13 protein-coding genes are annotated in these 15429 nt (G+C 61.0%); 12 read left to right on the top strand and 1 reads right to left on the bottom strand.

Going from position 1 to position 15429, the window contains the following annotated elements; translation table 11 throughout:
- The first annotated feature begins 31 nt into the window (after nt 1–31).
- Genes P3T23_RS12685 through P3T23_RS12650 form a run of 8 tightly spaced genes read left to right on the top strand, consistent with a single transcriptional unit; the run spans nt 32 to nt 6747 of the window.
- Nucleotides 32–1189 (top strand): amine dehydrogenase large subunit, encoded by a 1158-nt coding sequence (locus P3T23_RS12685; RefSeq protein ID WP_429316505.1) that lies wholly within the window; start codon nt 32–34, stop codon nt 1187–1189.
- Between the two features lie 7 nt (nt 1190–1196).
- Entirely contained in the window at nt 1197–1760 is a 564-nt protein-coding gene (locus tag P3T23_RS12680) for a MauE/DoxX family redox-associated membrane protein (protein ID WP_429316504.1), read from the top strand.
- Nucleotides 1757–2380, top strand: coding sequence for a methylamine dehydrogenase accessory protein MauD (gene mauD, locus P3T23_RS12675; RefSeq protein WP_429316503.1), 624 nt, complete (start codon nt 1757–1759; stop codon nt 2378–2380). The genes P3T23_RS12680 and mauD overlap by 4 nt, the downstream gene beginning before the upstream one ends.
- A gap of 39 nt (nt 2381–2419) precedes the next feature.
- Complete coding sequence (locus P3T23_RS12670; RefSeq protein ID WP_429316502.1) at nt 2420–2962, top strand: methylamine dehydrogenase light chain; 543 nt, start codon at nt 2420–2422, stop codon at nt 2960–2962.
- Entirely contained in the window at nt 2959–3456 is a 498-nt protein-coding gene (locus P3T23_RS12665) for a c-type cytochrome (RefSeq protein ID WP_429316501.1), read from the top strand. The genes P3T23_RS12670 and P3T23_RS12665 overlap by 4 nt, the downstream gene beginning before the upstream one ends.
- Nucleotides 3453–3923, top strand: coding sequence for a c-type cytochrome (locus P3T23_RS12660; protein WP_429316500.1), 471 nt, complete (start codon nt 3453–3455; stop codon nt 3921–3923). The genes P3T23_RS12665 and P3T23_RS12660 overlap by 4 nt, the downstream gene beginning before the upstream one ends.
- A gap of 38 nt (nt 3924–3961) precedes the next feature.
- A complete protein-coding gene (locus P3T23_RS12655; protein ID WP_429316499.1) occupies nt 3962–5476 on the top strand; it encodes an aldehyde dehydrogenase family protein in 1515 nt (504 codons plus the stop codon).
- A 41-nt stretch (nt 5477–5517) separates the two neighbouring features.
- Nucleotides 5518–6747: a porin gene (locus P3T23_RS12650; protein WP_429316498.1), complete on the top strand. Its 1230-nt coding sequence runs from the start codon at nt 5518–5520 to the stop codon at nt 6745–6747.
- A 121-nt stretch (nt 6748–6868) separates the two neighbouring features.
- Here the strand turns inward: P3T23_RS12650 and P3T23_RS12645 are convergent, their stop codons facing one another.
- Nucleotides 6869–9781 carry a sensor domain-containing protein gene (locus P3T23_RS12645; protein WP_429316497.1) on the bottom strand — a complete coding sequence of 971 codons (2913 nt, stop codon included), beginning with the start codon at nt 9779–9781 and terminating at the stop codon, nt 6869–6871.
- Nucleotides 9782–10052: 271 nt separating this feature from the next.
- Here P3T23_RS12645 and P3T23_RS12640 point away from each other — a divergent pair, with 271 nt between their 5' ends.
- The 4 genes from P3T23_RS12640 (at nt 10053) to aspA (ending at nt 15420) form a co-directional block, all read left to right on the top strand.
- On the top strand, nt 10053–10967 hold the full coding sequence (locus P3T23_RS12640; RefSeq protein ID WP_429316496.1) for a LysR substrate-binding domain-containing protein: 915 nt from the start codon (nt 10053–10055) through the stop codon (nt 10965–10967).
- A 180-nt stretch (nt 10968–11147) separates the two neighbouring features.
- Nucleotides 11148–12437: a dicarboxylate/amino acid:cation symporter gene (locus tag P3T23_RS12635; RefSeq protein WP_429316495.1), complete on the top strand. Its 1290-nt coding sequence runs from the start codon at nt 11148–11150 to the stop codon at nt 12435–12437.
- Nucleotides 12434–13915, top strand: a complete 1482-nt coding sequence (locus tag P3T23_RS12630) for an aspartate/glutamate racemase family protein (RefSeq protein WP_429316494.1) — start codon at nt 12434–12436, stop codon at nt 13913–13915. Before P3T23_RS12635 ends, P3T23_RS12630 begins: the two co-directional genes overlap by 4 nt.
- Nucleotides 13916–14001: 86 nt before the next feature.
- Nucleotides 14002–15420, top strand: coding sequence for an aspartate ammonia-lyase (aspA, locus tag P3T23_RS12625; RefSeq protein WP_429316493.1), 1419 nt, complete (start codon nt 14002–14004; stop codon nt 15418–15420).
- The last annotated feature ends 9 nt before the right edge of the window (nt 15421–15429 follow it).

Below are 15429 nucleotides of genomic sequence, written 5' to 3'. Positions count from 1 at the left end.
ACACACCCCGTGAATCGATCAAGGAGACGACATGAGATTGAGGCGACGAACCGCGGCGACCGCGGCGGCTCTGGCGTTTGCGTCGGCCCTGGCGTGCAGCGCACAGGCCGTCGAGAAGCCCGAGGAACTGACGGTAGCGAAAATGCCACCGTGGCATCCCCATGAGATTTTCGTCGTCGACATTTCGATGCCGTCGATGACCGACGCTCGCGTCTATGTCTACGATGCCGACGCGAATCGGCTGCTCGGCCAGATCGATGCAGGCTTTACGCCGGGTTTTGCGATTTCGCCGGACCATAAGACGAGCTACGTATCGACGACGTATTTCTCGCGCGGCTCCCGTGGCAAGCGCACCGACGTCGTTGAGATGACCGACAACGCGACGCTCGACCACAGCGACGAAATCGTCATCCCGCCAAAGCGCGGCCAGCATGTGCCGTCGCCGTACAACACGGCGTTCAGCGCGGACGGCACGCGCCTGTATGTCGCGAACATCACGCCGGCTGCATCGCTCACCGTGATCGACGTGAAGTCGAAGAAGGTGCTCTCCGAAATCGACATGGCGGCATGCGTGCTCGCGTACCCGTCCGGAAACAACCGCGTGACGTCGATGTGCGAAAGCGGCAAGGCGCTCACCGTCACGCTCGATACGGCCGGCAAGGAAGTGAAGCGAACGATGTCGGATGCGTTCATCGACGTCGATCGCGATCCGGCGTTCGTCAACGCTTCGCCGTGGCAGGGCGGCTACCTGTTCACCACCTATCACGGCAGGGTGCACAGCGCGGATTTTCGCGGCGACAAGCCGGTGTTCGGCCAGCCGTGGTCACTGCTGAGCGACGCGGAACGCGCGGAAGGCTGGCGTCCGGGCGGGCTTCAGCAAACCGCCGTGCAGGCGAAGCTGGGACGTTTCTATGTCGCGATGCATAAGGGTGTCGACGGCTCGCACAAGGATCCCGCCACCGAAATCTGGGTGTTCGACCTGAACACGAAAAAGCGCATCGCGCGCTGGGATCTCGCGCAGCAGAAGATCGACCCGCTCATCTCGATCCAGGTCAGCGAAGACGCGCAGCCGCTCTTTTACGGCATCACCGCCACCTCCGACCTCGTCGCGATGGACGCGAAGAGCGGCAAGCTCCGCCACGTCGAAAAGCAGGTGGGCAATACGTCCTCGCTGCTCGTGAATCCGTGAGGCCGCGATGATGATCGATCCTGTTCTCACCACCGCTGCTCAGGCCGGCACCGCGATCGTCGTATTGCTTGGCGCGGTCGCGAAATGGCGCAGGCCGGCCGCGTTTCGCACGGCGCTCGCGCAATACCACCTGCTGCCCGATGCGCTCGTTGCACCTGCCGCGTTTTCGATCACGGCAGCGGAAACGATTGGTGCAGGCGCGCTGCTGTTTCCCGATACGCGCATGGTCGGCGCCATCGTGCTCACCGCGTTGCTGATCGCGTTCGCGTGCGGTCTCGCGATCAACATTGCGCGCGGCCATACCGATATCGACTGCGGCTGTTCGTTCTCCGCCGCGCTCAATGCGTCGCGGCGCGACACACCGCAAGGCATCGGCTGGTGGCATGTGGCCCGCGCTTTGCTGCTGGCCGCGCTCGCCGCAACCGCGTTGATCGACCCTGCGCTGCGCGCCATCGTCTGGTTCGACTACCTGACGCTCTTCTTCGCCGTCCTGCTCATCGTCTGTGCGCTACTCACGCTCGACGTGCTGCTCGCCAACGTGCCCCGGCTCACCCATTTGAGGAATTCATGATGTCAACCGCTCTCACCGTTTCCACCGCCCTGCTGTGGGTCGCCGTGCTCGCGCTCGGCGCCATCTGTCTCGCACTGGTGCGCCAGGTCGGCATTCTGTATGAACGCATGATGCCCGTCGGCGCATTGATGATCGACAAGGGCCCCGCCGTCGGCGCACTCGCACCGACCTTCGAACTGAACGACCTGTTCGGCCGCCAGGTGAAGGTCGGCGGCATCGACGCGGCGGGCAAGGGAACGCTGCTGTTCTTCCTGTCGCCGACCTGCCCGGTCTGCAAGAAGCTTCTGCCGCTGTTGCCGTCGATCCAGGCGAGCGAAGCGACACCCGTGAACATCGTGCTCGCGAGCGACGGCGAAGTTGCCGAACACACACGCTTCGCGCAGAAGCATTCGCTCGACCGCTTCCCGTATGTGCTGTCGCAGGAACTCGGCATGGCTTACCAGATCGGCAAGCTGCCGTACGCGGTACTGCTCGACGAAAGCGGCAAGGTGCGCGCGAAGGGTCTCGTCAATTCGCGCGAACACCTCGAAAGCCTGTTCGAAGCCCGCGAACTCGGTGTCGCGTCGCTGCAGCAGTACGTGCACGGCGCTGAGCACGAGCACCACGAACAGCACGCTTAATGCGTCCGGCTTCTGACCTGACAGACGGAGAAAAAACATATGGCCTGGTTTGATTCATGGTTCGAGCAGTCGGCGCGCGGCGTCGCGCAGCGAAGCTCGCGACGCAGCGCGATGGCGAAGCTCGGCAAGGTGCTGGTGGGTTCGGCGCTGGTGCCGCTCCTGCCGGTGGACCGCACTGCCTATGCGGCGGATGCGCCCGCCTCGGGCGCGGCCGGTGGATCGGGCGCCTCGGCGTCGAGCGACGACCCGATGAGCTGCGACTACTGGAAGTACTGCGCGATCGACGGCTGGCTGTGCAGCTGCTGCGGCGGCACGTCGAGCAGTTGTCCGCCCGGCACGACGGCTTCGCCGATCACGTGGATCGGCACCTGCCGCAATCCGCACGACGGTTCCGACTACATCGTGTCGTACAACGACTGCTGCGGCAAAACCTCCTGCGGCAAGTGCTTCTGTAACCGCAACGAACGCGAGAAGCCGCTCTACAAGCTCTCGCTGAACAACGACATCAACTGGTGCATGGCCAACAAGGACGCGAACTATCACTGTTCCGTGTCGGTCCTGCTGGGAGCAGCAAAGCAATGATCAGCCTCAACGCAAAACGGCTGGCGATGGCACTGACCACGTGCGCGGCGGCAGCGGCGTCGGGCGCGGCCTTCGCGCAGCAGTCCGTGCACTACCCCGCCGGCAAGAGCATGTTCGACGCGCAATGCGCGGTGTGCCATCAGGCGGGCGGTAAGGGACAGGACGGACTCGCGCCGCCCCTCACCGACTATCCCGGCAAATACGCGGGCACCGCAGCGGGCCGGCAGCAGCTCACGGCGACCGTGGTGCACGGGATGTTCGGCGAGATCAAGGTGAACGACAAAACATTCAACTTCAAGATGCCGAGCTTCGCGAGTGCGAGCGATGAAGACCTGGCCCAGGTCCTCAACTACGTCGTGTTCGATCTGAACGCGCAGCACGGCAGTGCGAAGCCGTTCACCGCGAGCGACATCAAGACCGCCCGTGGCCAGGCGATGGACAGCAGCGCCGTGCACGCCCAGCGCGCGGTCGTCACGAAGAGTCTCGGGCTGTGAACGCGGCCGCCGCCCGTCTGCTCGGTGCGACGCTGGTGGCGGGCGCGGCGGCGTGCGTCGCTGCGCCCGCTGCCGAGGCCGGCCCGGATGCGTCGCTCGCGCAACAGCACTGGGTGCTCAACTGCATGGGCTGCCACACCGCAACCGGCAGCGGCATTCCCGGCAAAGTGCCGCCGCTTGCCGGATCGCTCGGCTACTTCGAGCATCTGCCCGCCGGACGCGAGTACGTGATGCGTGTACCGGGCGCATCGAACTCGGCGCTTTCCGACGCGGAACTCGCCGATGTCCTCAACTGGCTGCTGACCACGAAGAACCGCGACTCGCTGCCGCGCGACTTCAAGCCGTATACCGCCGACGAAGTCGCCACGCATCGCCGCCCGGCTTTTGCCGATGTCGCGACCGTTCGGGCGGGGCTCATCAAGGCGTTGAAAAACCAAGGCATCCACGGCGCCGCCGAGCGCTACTGAACCCGCTCATTCGCCAATCGATCATCAAGGACAGGAACATGGAGACAGGCAACACCCCCGCAGAATTTCCGCTGCTCGACGCCACCCGCGCTTTTCTCGCGAAACCGAAGAAGATGCTGATCGGCGGCGAATGGAGCGAAGCCGCAACAGGCCGCGTGCTCGACGTGCTGAACCCGGCCAACGCGACGCTGCTCGCACGCGTGCCCGAGGCCGATGCGACCGATGTGCAGCAGGCCGTCGCCGCCGCCCGCCGCGCGTTCGATCAGGGCCCGTGGCGCAGCATGAAAACCACCGATCGCGAGCGCCTGCTGCTGAAGCTCGCCGACCTCGTCGAAGCGAACGCGCGCGAACTCGCGGAAATCGAATCGCTCGACAACGGCAAGTCGGTGCTCGTCGCGCAGGGACTCGACGTCGCGATGGCCGCACAGTGCTTCCGCTACATGGCCGGCTGGGCGACGAAGATCGAAGGCAGCGTGATCGATGCAGGCATCCCCTACATGCCCGATAGCGAAGTGTTCTCGTACACGCGCAAGGAGCCAGTCGGCGTGGTCGGCGCGATCATTCCGTGGAATTTTCCGCTGCTGATGGCCGCGTGGAAAATCGCGCCGGCACTCGCGACCGGCTGCACCGTCGTTCTGAAACCCGCTGAAGACACGCCGCTGTCCGCACTGCGCTTAGGTGAGCTGATCCAGGAGGCCGGCTATCCGGCGGGTGTCGTCAACATCGTCACGGGCTATGGACACACGGCCGGTGCAGCACTCGCGAGTCACCCGCAGATCGACAAGATCGCCTTCACCGGCTCGACGCAGACGGGCAAACTGATCGGCCACGCCGCGCTCGACAACATGACGCGCATGTCGCTGGAACTCGGCGGCAAATCGCCGGTGATCGTCCTGCCGGACGTCGATGTCGACAGGGCGGCCGCAGGCGTGGCCAACGCGATCTTCTTCAACCAGGGTCAGGTGTGCACGGCTGGCTCGCGCGTCTATATCCATGACAAGGTCTTCGACCAGGTGATCGAAGGCGTCGCGAAGATCGCGCAGTCCATGAAGCTCGGCCCCGGCATGGACCCCGCCACGCAGATCGGGCCGCTCGTGTCGGCGAAGCAGCGCGAGCGTGTGTGCGGCTACATCGAGTCCGGCTTCGCTGAAGGCGCGCGTGGGGTGGCTGGCGGAAAACGTCTGGAATGCCCGGGCTATTTCGTCGAGCCGACCGTACTGGTCGATACGAACCACACGATGAAAGTGGTGCGCGAGGAGATCTTCGGACCCGTGCTGGTGGCGATGCCCTTCTCCGACATCGACACCGCCGTGCAGCTCGCGAACGATACGCCCTACGGCCTCGGCGCCAGCATCTGGTCGAACGATCTGTCCGCGATCCACAAGCTGATTCCACGCATCCACGCGGGCACGGTGTGGGTCAACTGTCACTCGCTGCTCGATAACGCGCTGCCGTTCGGCGGCATGAAGCAGTCGGGCTTCGGCCGCGAACTGGGCCGCGCGGTGATCGACCAGTACACGGAAAGCAAATCCGTGATGATGAATTACGCCTGACCCGTTCAACGCAATCAGGCGACGACAACAGGGGAAACACATTGAGAAACAAGCCGACGACGCCGCGTACCATCGCGGCGGCGGCGGTAGCGCTCGCCGCTACTGCCGCCACGCCGCACGCCTTCGCGCAGAGCGGTATCACACTGTACGGCACCATGGATGCCGGCATCACGTACACCAGCAACCAGCAGACCACGCGCGCCGACGGCAGCGTAACCGGGGGCCAGAACTGGCAACTGGGCGGCGGCAATCTCGGGCCATCGCGTTTCGGCCTGACCGGCACGGAAGATATCGGCGGCGGCAACAGCGTATCGTTCAAGCTGGAAAACAGCTTCTTTTCCGCGAATGGCGGGTTGATTCAGTCTGGCGCCCTCTTCAATCAGGCGGCGTGGGTCGGCCTGACGAACGACCGCTTCGGTACGCTGACGTTCGGGCGCCAGTTCGATTCGTACACGAACGTGATTGCGCCGTATTCGTCGAGCGTGATCTGGTCGACGCTATACGGTTCGAGCTTCGGCGATATCGACAACCTGAATGCAACGCTCAATCTCAACAACGCGATTCAATATGTGAGTCCCGCCATCGCCGGGCTGACGTTCAGCGGCACGTATAGCCCTGGCGGCGTCGCGGGCGATTTCTCGCAGAAGCGCGGCTGGGCGGTATCCGCGAATTACGCCGGTGCACCGGTATCGTTCGGGGTCGGCTATCTGGCGCTCAACAATCCGCTCGATGCGGCGCTGGGGGGATCGCAAGGATATTTCGGCGCGCTCGCCTGTTCGAATCCGGATGCGATGTACTGCCAGTTGCAGAACGCGCACTCGCTGAAGGTGTTCGGAGCAGGCGGCTCGTATACGTATGGCCCGGCCACCGTCTCGCTCGTCTACACGCACACGACCCTCGACGACAGCCAGTACTTCGCCAGCGCCGTGCGCCCCGAAGGCGCGGACGCGCGCTTCGATATCGTGCAGGTGAATGGCACGTGGGCGATCACGCCCGCATGGAGCGTCGGCGCGGCCTACATCTACAACTCGATGAGAACGGATGTCAGTGGTTCGCCGAAATTCCATCAGGTGAATCTCGGCACGTCGTACAACCTGTCGAAACGCACGACGCTATACGCGGTGGGGATTTTCCAGAAGGCGGCAGGTAGCGGCATCGCCACCGATCCCGCCACGGGTGCGACAGTGAACTATGCGCAGATTCCGAATCTGCCGAATTCGAATTCGGACCGGCAGATATCGCTGACCATAGGATTGAAGCACGCTTTCTAACTTCGAGCGCTTTAAGAAAACCGTCGTCGCCCTGACACCAGCGGCGACGGTTGATCGGCAATACGCCCAGCACGCTGTCGATGCCACGCGCGGCAGCACGTGGCGCTTCCTGCGCGCTCCCTCAGGGTGTGTCATGGGCCGCAACACCCGGACTGAGATAACGGGGAAGTGACGAGATGTCAGGCTTGCGCAGCGGTTTGCTGTAGAGGAAACCTTGGGCGACCTGACAACCATGCACATCAAGAAACGTCGCCTGCTCCATCGTCTCGACGCCTTCAGCGACGACCCGCTGCCCAAGGCAGCGCGCGATGGAAAGAATCGCCTTGACGAGCTCGGCATGACGCCGGTCGGTGGTGACCCGTTGCACGAACGTACGATCGATCTTAAGCGTGTCAATTGGAAAGCGAGCCAGATAGCTGAGCGCGGAGTAGCCGGTGCCAAAATCATCGATCGCGATCGATAGCCCCATGTTCCTGAACGCCAGAAGCGCGCTCATGACCGAGTCGTCTTCTTCCAGCAGCAGGCTTTCGGTGATCTCGAACTCCAGCCATTCGGGGCGGCAACCGGTTTCATCGAGGATATCCCTTACCATCAGCGCCAGGTCGCGAGACTGAAACTGCCTGGCCGACAGATTGATTGCCACCTTGTGACGCGCTCCGCCGCCGGCGTTCCACTCGAAGGCCGCGCGACAGGCCTCGCGAAGCACCCATCTGCCGAGATCGACGATAAGGCCAGTTTCCTCTGCAACCGGCACGAACTGATCCGGCGAAATGAAACCCATGCCAGGCCGATTCCACCTCAACAACGCTTCGGAACCGATCACTTCTGCACCGCGAAACGACACCTGGGGCTGGTAATGCAGTTCAAGCTCGCCTTGATCGATCGCGCGACGAAGCTCCGACTCGAGCAACAGATGCGCGGTGGCTTTGATGGTCAGATCCTTCGTGTAAAAGCGAAAACCGCGACGACCTGAGCGCTTCGCGAGGTACATCGCCGAATCCGCATATCTCAGCAGATCTTCGGCATCGATACTGTCGATCGGATACAGCGCGATGCCGAGGCTGCACGAAATGAACACTTCTTTTCCGTCCAGCGAGAAACGCTCGTCGAGCCTGTTAATGATCATCGCGGAGATCTGCTCCAGAGTGCAATGATCGCGAACCTCGGGCAGCAGAACGGCGAACTCGTCGCCACCGAAGCGCGCGACCGTGTCGCCTGGACGCACGCAGGCGAGCAGGCGCCCCGCCGCTTCACGCAACAGCTCATCACCGACCGCATGGCCCATCGTGTCATTGACGCCCTTGAAACGGTCCAGATCGATCATCATGACGGCCGTCAAGCGACCGTGCGCGCTGGTGGAGATTGTCTGTTGCAGGTATTCGTTGAACAGGGCGCGGTTCGGCAGCGCTGTCAGCGCATCGAAATACGCCATGCGATGGATCTTCTCTCTCGACGCATGGAGCTCCGTGATGTCCCGCCCCACGGCAAGGACCGTTTCCACCGTGCCGTTCGCCCCGAGCTCCGGGGTCAGCCTGATCAGGTGGCATAGCTGCCTGACCTCGGCCGGCCCCCATTTCAACTCGAATTCCCTATCGCTTGCCGTGGCGAATACTTCCTCGAGCTGTTGCTCGTAGAGGACCGTATTGGGGCCGCCAGGATATTCGCTCGGCGTCTTGCCGATCAGTGCCTCTGCTCCCCCCTTGGCGAGCGATGCGAAAGTCGGATTGACGTAGATGCGTCGAAAATCCCTTCCGTAGCGGGCAACCGTATCGGGCGAGTGTTCGACGAGGGTTCTGAATTCCCGCTCCCGCCGGGCCAGTGTTTCGTCGAAACGGCGCCGCTCGGTCATGTCTCGCGCCACGCCGAGCACGCCCGTCACCGCCCCCTGCGCATCGAATACCGGCAGCCTGCGCGTCTCCAGCAACTTACGTTCGCCGGTCGCGGGAGAGACCACCCATTCGTCATTGACGCAAACACGCATTGCATCGATTGCTGCCTTGTCGCGTTCGCGAATGAAGTCGGCAAATCCGGGATCAAAAAAGTCGTAGTCGGTTTTCCCGAGAATTTCCGCTTTCGACTTACCGACAAATCGCTCAACGCTGTGATTGCACAGCATGAAGACACCAGCCGTGCTCTTTAGCCACACCATATCGGGAATGGTATGTAGCACGTTCATCAGCTGTGCGCGTGCCTCGGATAATTCCAGCGCCTTATCTTCGAGACTCTTGTTGAGCTGGAGAATCTTTTCGTATTGTGCCCGCTGCTCTGCTTCTGCCCGCTTGCGTTCGGTGATGTCCAGAATCGCACCGATCAACCCGGCCTTGCGGCCCTCTCCGTCGTGAAAAACCGCCTTGCTGAATTCCACGTCGCGCACCTCTTTCAGCGCGTTTCGGGCCTTGAATTCGTATCGCTGGATGCCCCCATTCGCGAAGAGATCCTCGTCCATGGCGAAATAGGTTTTCGCCAATTCGTAGGGGCTCGTCTCGAAGACGGTCTTACCGACGAATTGTTGCTTTGATATGCCCAAAAACGCTTCAAAGGCCCTGTTGAGGTGCAGATAGCGCCCTTCCCTGTCCTTCGAGAAAACGGGAATGGGAATGGTATCGAGCAGCGATTCGAGAAAGGACTCCCGCTCGCGGAGTTTTGCCTCCGCCCGCTTGCGCGCGGTGATGTCGAAATAGATCGCGAGCACACCGGGTTCCCCGTCCCGAACCGGATCGGTCACGAACTGTACGAAGTAGTATTCGCGCTGTGCCGCACGGATACCGTCGAACGCCAGTTCCAACTCGCGCGCGACGCCAGTGGTGGCGACTTCGCGAATGGCGTCGAGGTAATGCCGCAGCGTCTGCGGCGACAGCAACTCGGCTTCGGTGAACAACACCCGGGAGCCTTCGGATGCGGCACTCATCGTCGTTGCCGCGGCGCGATTCATGTAGCGCCGTTGACCCTGCGCGTCGTAACGGATGACGGGCATATGTAAATCGCTGACCGGCACGCAGTATTCGTTTTCGCTGTCGATTCCAGGGTTTTCCATGCTGTCAAAGAGACTGTTTATCCGCAAAACGCCGTCTACGCTGCAGTTCCCGGAATCGGCAACTTCACCAATGCGCATCAAGGCATGCCATCAGTACGGTAACGGCAGGAAACGGAGATTCTGAAGAGCGCCGATTGGGATCCTCCGGATTTGCCGAAAAAATACCGCGCGCCGCGGCTCACCTCGTCATCGCGGTCCAACATACCGTCCAGCGTAGAATCTGACTCTTTCGAAAGCTACCGCAAGCCGGTCGAAGTGATACGGAACAGATATGGAAATCAAGTGGATTGAGGACTTCATCGCGCTCTCCCAGTATCAGAGTTTCTCGCGCGCCGCTGAATTCCGGAATGTCACTCAGTCAGGGTTCAGCAGGCGAATCCAGTCGCTTGAGCAGTGGGTGGGCGCGGACCTCATCGACCGGAGCAGCTTCCCCCCGACGCTGACACCCGCCGGTCAACTGTTTCGGGAAGCCGCGGAAGACATACTTGGAAAGCTGTTCGATACGCGAGCCATCATACGCACCGAGCAACGCATGGCGGGCAAAGGCCTGCAGATTGCAGCGGGCCACTCGATCGCGCTTGGTTTCCTGCCCGCCTGGCTGAAGGCGCTCACTGCGCGTTTTGGCGAGGTGCGCGCGCGAGTGATTCCGACCAATGTCCACGATTCGATTCTGATGCTCGTCAACGGCAACTGCGAGTTGATGTTCGCCTATCACCACCCCGAGCTACCGCTCCACCTGGACCCGACGAGGTACGAACACCTTACCGTGGGTGTCGACACATTCATGCCGGTCTGCAGGCCAAACCAACGTTCCGCACCGATGTTTCGCTTGCCGGGAACGGCGGACCGGCCATTGCCACTTATTTCGTATACGGAAACCAGCTATTTCGGCCGCTGTCTTGCGCTCCTGTTGGGTCACGCTGAGGCGACGCCGGCTTTGCGCCTTCACTACGAGTCCGACATGGCCGAGGTCCTCAAAAAGCTGGTCATGGAAGGCGAAGGGGTCGCGTGGCTTCCCAAAAGCTCCATCGCCGCCGAGCTTGATGCGGGAGAGCTGGTTGCAGCTGGCAGGCCAAACTGGAATCTCGAAGTCGAGCTTCGGGTGTATCGGGACGCCTCGAATCGAAGTGAGTTTCTGGACACGCTATGGCGGCACCTTCGGGCCGCTTCGCAGCCCTCTGAATAGGGTTATCCCGAACTATGCGAAATTCGCATGACCATATGCCGGACTAGCATCGAAGTTTTTTTGACCATCCCTACTATCCGTCCATACACAGAAACGTCGCCTGGCCAACGGCGTTTTTGCCCTCTCCCCGCGTACGGTGGTCGCGTCTGACCTTTGTGCGCCAGCCTCGGACGGATGGAAATGAAAAACCGCCTCACGCTCTATATTCTCGTCGGCATGGTGCTCGGCGTGATTGTCGGCTACCTATGTCATCGGACGGTCGGTGACGCCGCCGAAGCGAAGACCATCGCAGGCTACTTCTCAATCATCACCGATATCTTCCTGCGGCTCGTGAAGATGATCATCGCGCCGCTCGTCTTCGCCACACTGGTATCCGGCCTTGCCGGAATGGAGGGCTCAGGCGATGTGCGCAGAATCGGACTCAGGTCAGTTGGATGGTTTGTGTGCGCATCCCTTTTTTCGCTCGCGCTTGGCCTCGTTCTGGCGAATCTTCTGCAGCCCGGCGCGGGGTTGCATATGGTGCAGACGAGCGCCGATGTGGCCACCGGTCTCAACACCGCTGGTCTGAACTTCAAGGACTTCGTGACGCATGCGTTTCCGACCAGCATCATGGATGCGATGGCGCGAAATGACATCCTCCAGATCCTTGTCTTCTCCGTGCTGTTCGGCGTTGTTCTGAGCGTCATCAAGACGGACCCGCGTGTGGCGCCGCTGATCGCTGGCGTGGACGCTCTCGTACCTGCAATGCTGAAGCTGACCGACTATGTGATGCGACTCGCACCTGTGGGTGTTTTCGGCGCGCTTGCCGCTGCGATTACCGTACACGGCCTCGATGTATTGATGACCTACGGCAAGCTCATCGGTAGTTTCTATGTCGGTCTCGCATTGCTGTGGACTGCACTCATTCTTGTTGGCTATGCATTTCTCGGTAAGCCCATCTGGGCGTTGTTGAAGGCCATTCGGGAACCGGCAATGCTCGCGTTTTCGACTGCGAGCAGTGAGGCGGCTTATCCGCGTCTCACCGAGAAGCTGGAAGAGTTTGGTGTTGACAAGAAGGTTGTCGGCTTCACCCTGCCGCTCGGATATGCGTTCAATCTCGACGGCTCGATGATGTACCAGGCGTTCGCCGCGATTTTTATCGCACAGGCATTCGGCATCGAGATGCCTCTGAGCGCGCAGATCATCATGCTGCTGGTGCTGATGCTGAGTAGCAAGGGCATGGCGGGCGTCGCGAGAGGCTCGGTGGTCGTGGTCGCCGCTGTCGCCCCGATGTTCCATCTGCCGCCGTCGGGAGTCGTGCTCATCCTTGCCATCGACCAGATTCTCGACATGGGCAGAACAGCGACAAACGTGATTGGCAACAGCATCGCCACGGCGGTTATCGCAAAGTGGGAGGCAAAGCGGGTCCCCACGCGACAGGAAGCGAACGTTGAAATCACGTTCGGCCAACTTCAAGGCGAGACGAAATGACAGCCGGAGACATCAAGCGCGAGCGCAAGTTCGGTGTGGTCGGTGGTCTCGGGCCACTGGCTAGCGCAGACGTCTTTTTCAAGCTCGTGATGTCGACTCCTGCAACCAGTGATGCAGAACACTTCGATGTGGTCTTCGAGCAGCATCCATTCCCGAGTTCAGGCACGGGCAGCGAAGCGACGACGCAAAGAAAACTCTATATTTTCGACATGATTAGCGGCTTTGAGAAGCGAGGCGTGACGACGGTTGTGCTGCCTTGTTTCCTCAGTCATACCTTCATCGACGAGTTGAAAGCCAACTCGCCGTTGCAGATTGTTGACATGGTCGAGGCCGTTCGCAGCCACGTCCGAAGGAAGTTCCCGGCTGTTCGTCGCGTGGGCGTGCTGGCCTCGGACTACACCCGAGGCAGGAGGCTATTCGAAAAGTATTTTTCGGCATCCGGGTTCGAGGTTGTTCATCCGCGACTGCGCGACAACGTCGACCTCGTCACGGAAGCCGTTTATGGACCGGACGGCGTAAAGAGCGGAAACCTGCGTGGTCGGCCAGTCGAGCTTCTGCGCGAAGCGTGCGAGGACCTTATCGCACAGGGCGCAAATATCATCGTGCCAGGCATGACAGAGATTGCACTCGTCGCGGATGAAATCGGCCCACTGCGCGTCCCGATGGTTGATTCGAATCTCGCGTATGCGCAATACGTCGTTTCGTGGCAGTACGGCTCGGCCGAAACAGTCTTCAAGGTCGGGGTAGTCGGCGGCGTTGGCCCCGCGGCTACCGTAGATTTCATTCACAAGATAGTGCGCAGCACGCCCGCAAAAAGGGATCAGGACCATATCAAGCTCCTGGTCGAGCAAAATCCACAGATTCCCGACCGCACAGAAAACCTGCTTGGCGACGGCCCCGACCCGACCGTCTCTCTTTACGCGACCTGCAAAAGGCTTGAAGCCGGCGATGCGGACATCATCGCCATCCCGTGCAACACGGCTCATGCGTTCGTCGAACGGATTCAGCCCTATCTCAACATACCGATTGTGAACATGCTGACGGTCACCGTTCGCTATCTCCGCGAGACGTTTCCCGCGCTTCGCGCAGTTGGCGTGCTGGCAACCTCCGGAACGGTCGCAAGCGGCGTCTACGAAAAGGCGCTCGAGTTACAGGGCCTGCACCAGGTCGTACCCGGACCCGCCTTGCAGGCACGCGTGATGGATGCCATATATGGCAAGGAAGGTGTAAAAGCCGGGTTCACGACCGGGCAATGTCAGGACGATATTGCTTCCGCAGTGGATGGACTTATCGCCCAGGGCGTCGAAGTCATCATCCTTGGATGTACGGAGCTACCGCTACTTCTTCCGCATAAGGAATTCGTGGGCGCGAACGGCACCCTCGTGAGTCTGGTCGACCCCACCGATGTTCTGGCGAGACAGTGCGTGGCGTACGCAACTTCAGCGGCGGAATTGCCGCATCGCAAAGCAGCTGGCTAACACGAAAACCCCCATGACGGTCCCGACGCGTCAAGAGCGCCGGGTGACGCAGTTCGTCAGTCGAATCCGGTACCAACGAGGAACCTATGCTCACGCCCACTGAACGTATCGAACACGACCTTCTCGGCGACCTCGCCGTGCCCGCCGCAGCCTATTACGGCATCCACACGCTGCGTGCGCTCGAGAACTTTCCCATCACCGGGATTCCCATCTCGGCTTACCCGAACCTCATCAATGCGCTGGCGAGCGTAAAAGAGGCTGCCGCGCTGGCGAACCGTGACCTTGGGTTGCTCAGCGAACTCAAGACGCAAGCCATCGTTGAGGCATGCAGGCAAGTCCGTTCCGGCGCCGCACACGACCAGTTCGTGGTCGATGTCATTCAGGGCGGCGCGGGAACCTCGACGAACATGAACGCGAATGAAGTTATCGCCAATCTTGCTCTTGAACATCTTGGACATCAGCGAGGCGAATACGCTGTCCTGCATCCGAATGAGGATGTCAATCTTGGACAAAGTACGAACGACGTCTATCCGACGGCGCTGAAAATTGCGACATACGCGGGAATCATGCAACTGGTCGATGCAATGGCCACGTTGCGCACCTCGTTCGAACGTAAGGCCGAGGAATTCAGGAGCGACCTGAAGATGGGGCGCACGCAACTTCAGGATGCCGTTCCCATGACGCTGGGGCAAGAGTTCAGCACGTTCGCGGTCATGCTCGGCGAAGACGAGGAGCGACTCAAGGAGGCCGCAAAGTTGATTTGTGAGATTAACCTGGGGGCCACTGCGATTGGTACGGGCATCAACACGCACCCTGAATACGCGCAGCTCGCTTGCCGTCACCTGAGCGACGTGACCGGCATTCCTCTCACGACTTCTCCGAACCTGATCGAAGCAACGCAGGACGTTGGTTCGTTTGTGCAGTTGTCGGGCGTGCTGAAACGGGTTGCGGTCAAACTCTCGAAAACCTGCAATGACCTGCGTCTTCTTTCGAGCGGGCCACGCGCGGGTCTGGGGGAAATCAATCTGCCGCCCGTACAGGCGGGCTCCAGCATCATGCCCGGGAAGGTGAACCCGGTCATCCCCGAAGTCGTCAACCAGATCGCGTTCGAGGTGATCGGCAACGATGTGACCGTAAGCTTTGCTGCGGAGGCGGGTCAGCTGCAACTCAATGCATTCGAACCCATCATCGCGCACAGTCTTTTCAAAAGCGTCGCCCACCTGCGCGCCGGATGCCTCACGCTCGCTTCAAAATGCATCGATGGCATAACTGCCAATCGGGACCGGCTGCGGTCAATCGTCGAGAATTCGATTGGCATCGTGACTGCACTCAATCCATACATCGGTTACACGCATGCTACGGAAGTCGCGCGCGAGGCGCTCGCGTCTGGCCGAAGTGTGGCGGAGATTGTGGTTGAGAAGGGCTTATTGAGCCAGACACAACTTGATGAAATCCTGCAGCCGGCGATGCTGACCAGGCCGAGGAAAGTTGGGCCTGTCGCGTAAGGGACGGTG

It is taken from the genome of Paraburkholderia sp. GAS448 (genome assembly GCF_050435685.1).
Taxonomy (GTDB): Bacteria; Pseudomonadota; Gammaproteobacteria; order Burkholderiales; family Burkholderiaceae; genus Paraburkholderia.
The sequence above is the reverse complement of the archived record's forward strand: the minus strand, read 5'-3'. Positions and strand labels throughout refer to the sequence as shown.

Coding starts and splice junctions, on each gene's coding strand:
- P3T23_RS12685 (WP_429316505.1), top strand. CDS start 32: ATGAGATTGAGGCGACGAACCGCGGCGACCGCGGCGGCTCTGGCGTTT.
- P3T23_RS12680 (WP_429316504.1), top strand. CDS start 1,197: ATGATGATCGATCCTGTTCTCACCACCGCTGCTCAGGCCGGCACCGCG.
- mauD (WP_429316503.1), top strand. CDS start 1,757: ATGATGTCAACCGCTCTCACCGTTTCCACCGCCCTGCTGTGGGTCGCC.
- P3T23_RS12670 (WP_429316502.1), top strand. CDS start 2,420: ATGGCCTGGTTTGATTCATGGTTCGAGCAGTCGGCGCGCGGCGTCGCG.
- P3T23_RS12665 (WP_429316501.1), top strand. CDS start 2,959: ATGATCAGCCTCAACGCAAAACGGCTGGCGATGGCACTGACCACGTGC.
- P3T23_RS12655 (WP_429316499.1), top strand. CDS start 3,962: ATGGAGACAGGCAACACCCCCGCAGAATTTCCGCTGCTCGACGCCACC.
- P3T23_RS12645 (WP_429316497.1), bottom strand. CDS start 9,781: ATGGAAAACCCTGGAATCGACAGCGAAAACGAATACTGCGTGCCGGTC.
- P3T23_RS12640 (WP_429316496.1), top strand. CDS start 10,053: ATGGAAATCAAGTGGATTGAGGACTTCATCGCGCTCTCCCAGTATCAG.
- P3T23_RS12635 (WP_429316495.1), top strand. CDS start 11,148: ATGAAAAACCGCCTCACGCTCTATATTCTCGTCGGCATGGTGCTCGGC.
- P3T23_RS12630 (WP_429316494.1), top strand. CDS start 12,434: ATGACAGCCGGAGACATCAAGCGCGAGCGCAAGTTCGGTGTGGTCGGT.
- aspA (WP_429316493.1), top strand. CDS start 14,002: ATGCTCACGCCCACTGAACGTATCGAACACGACCTTCTCGGCGACCTC.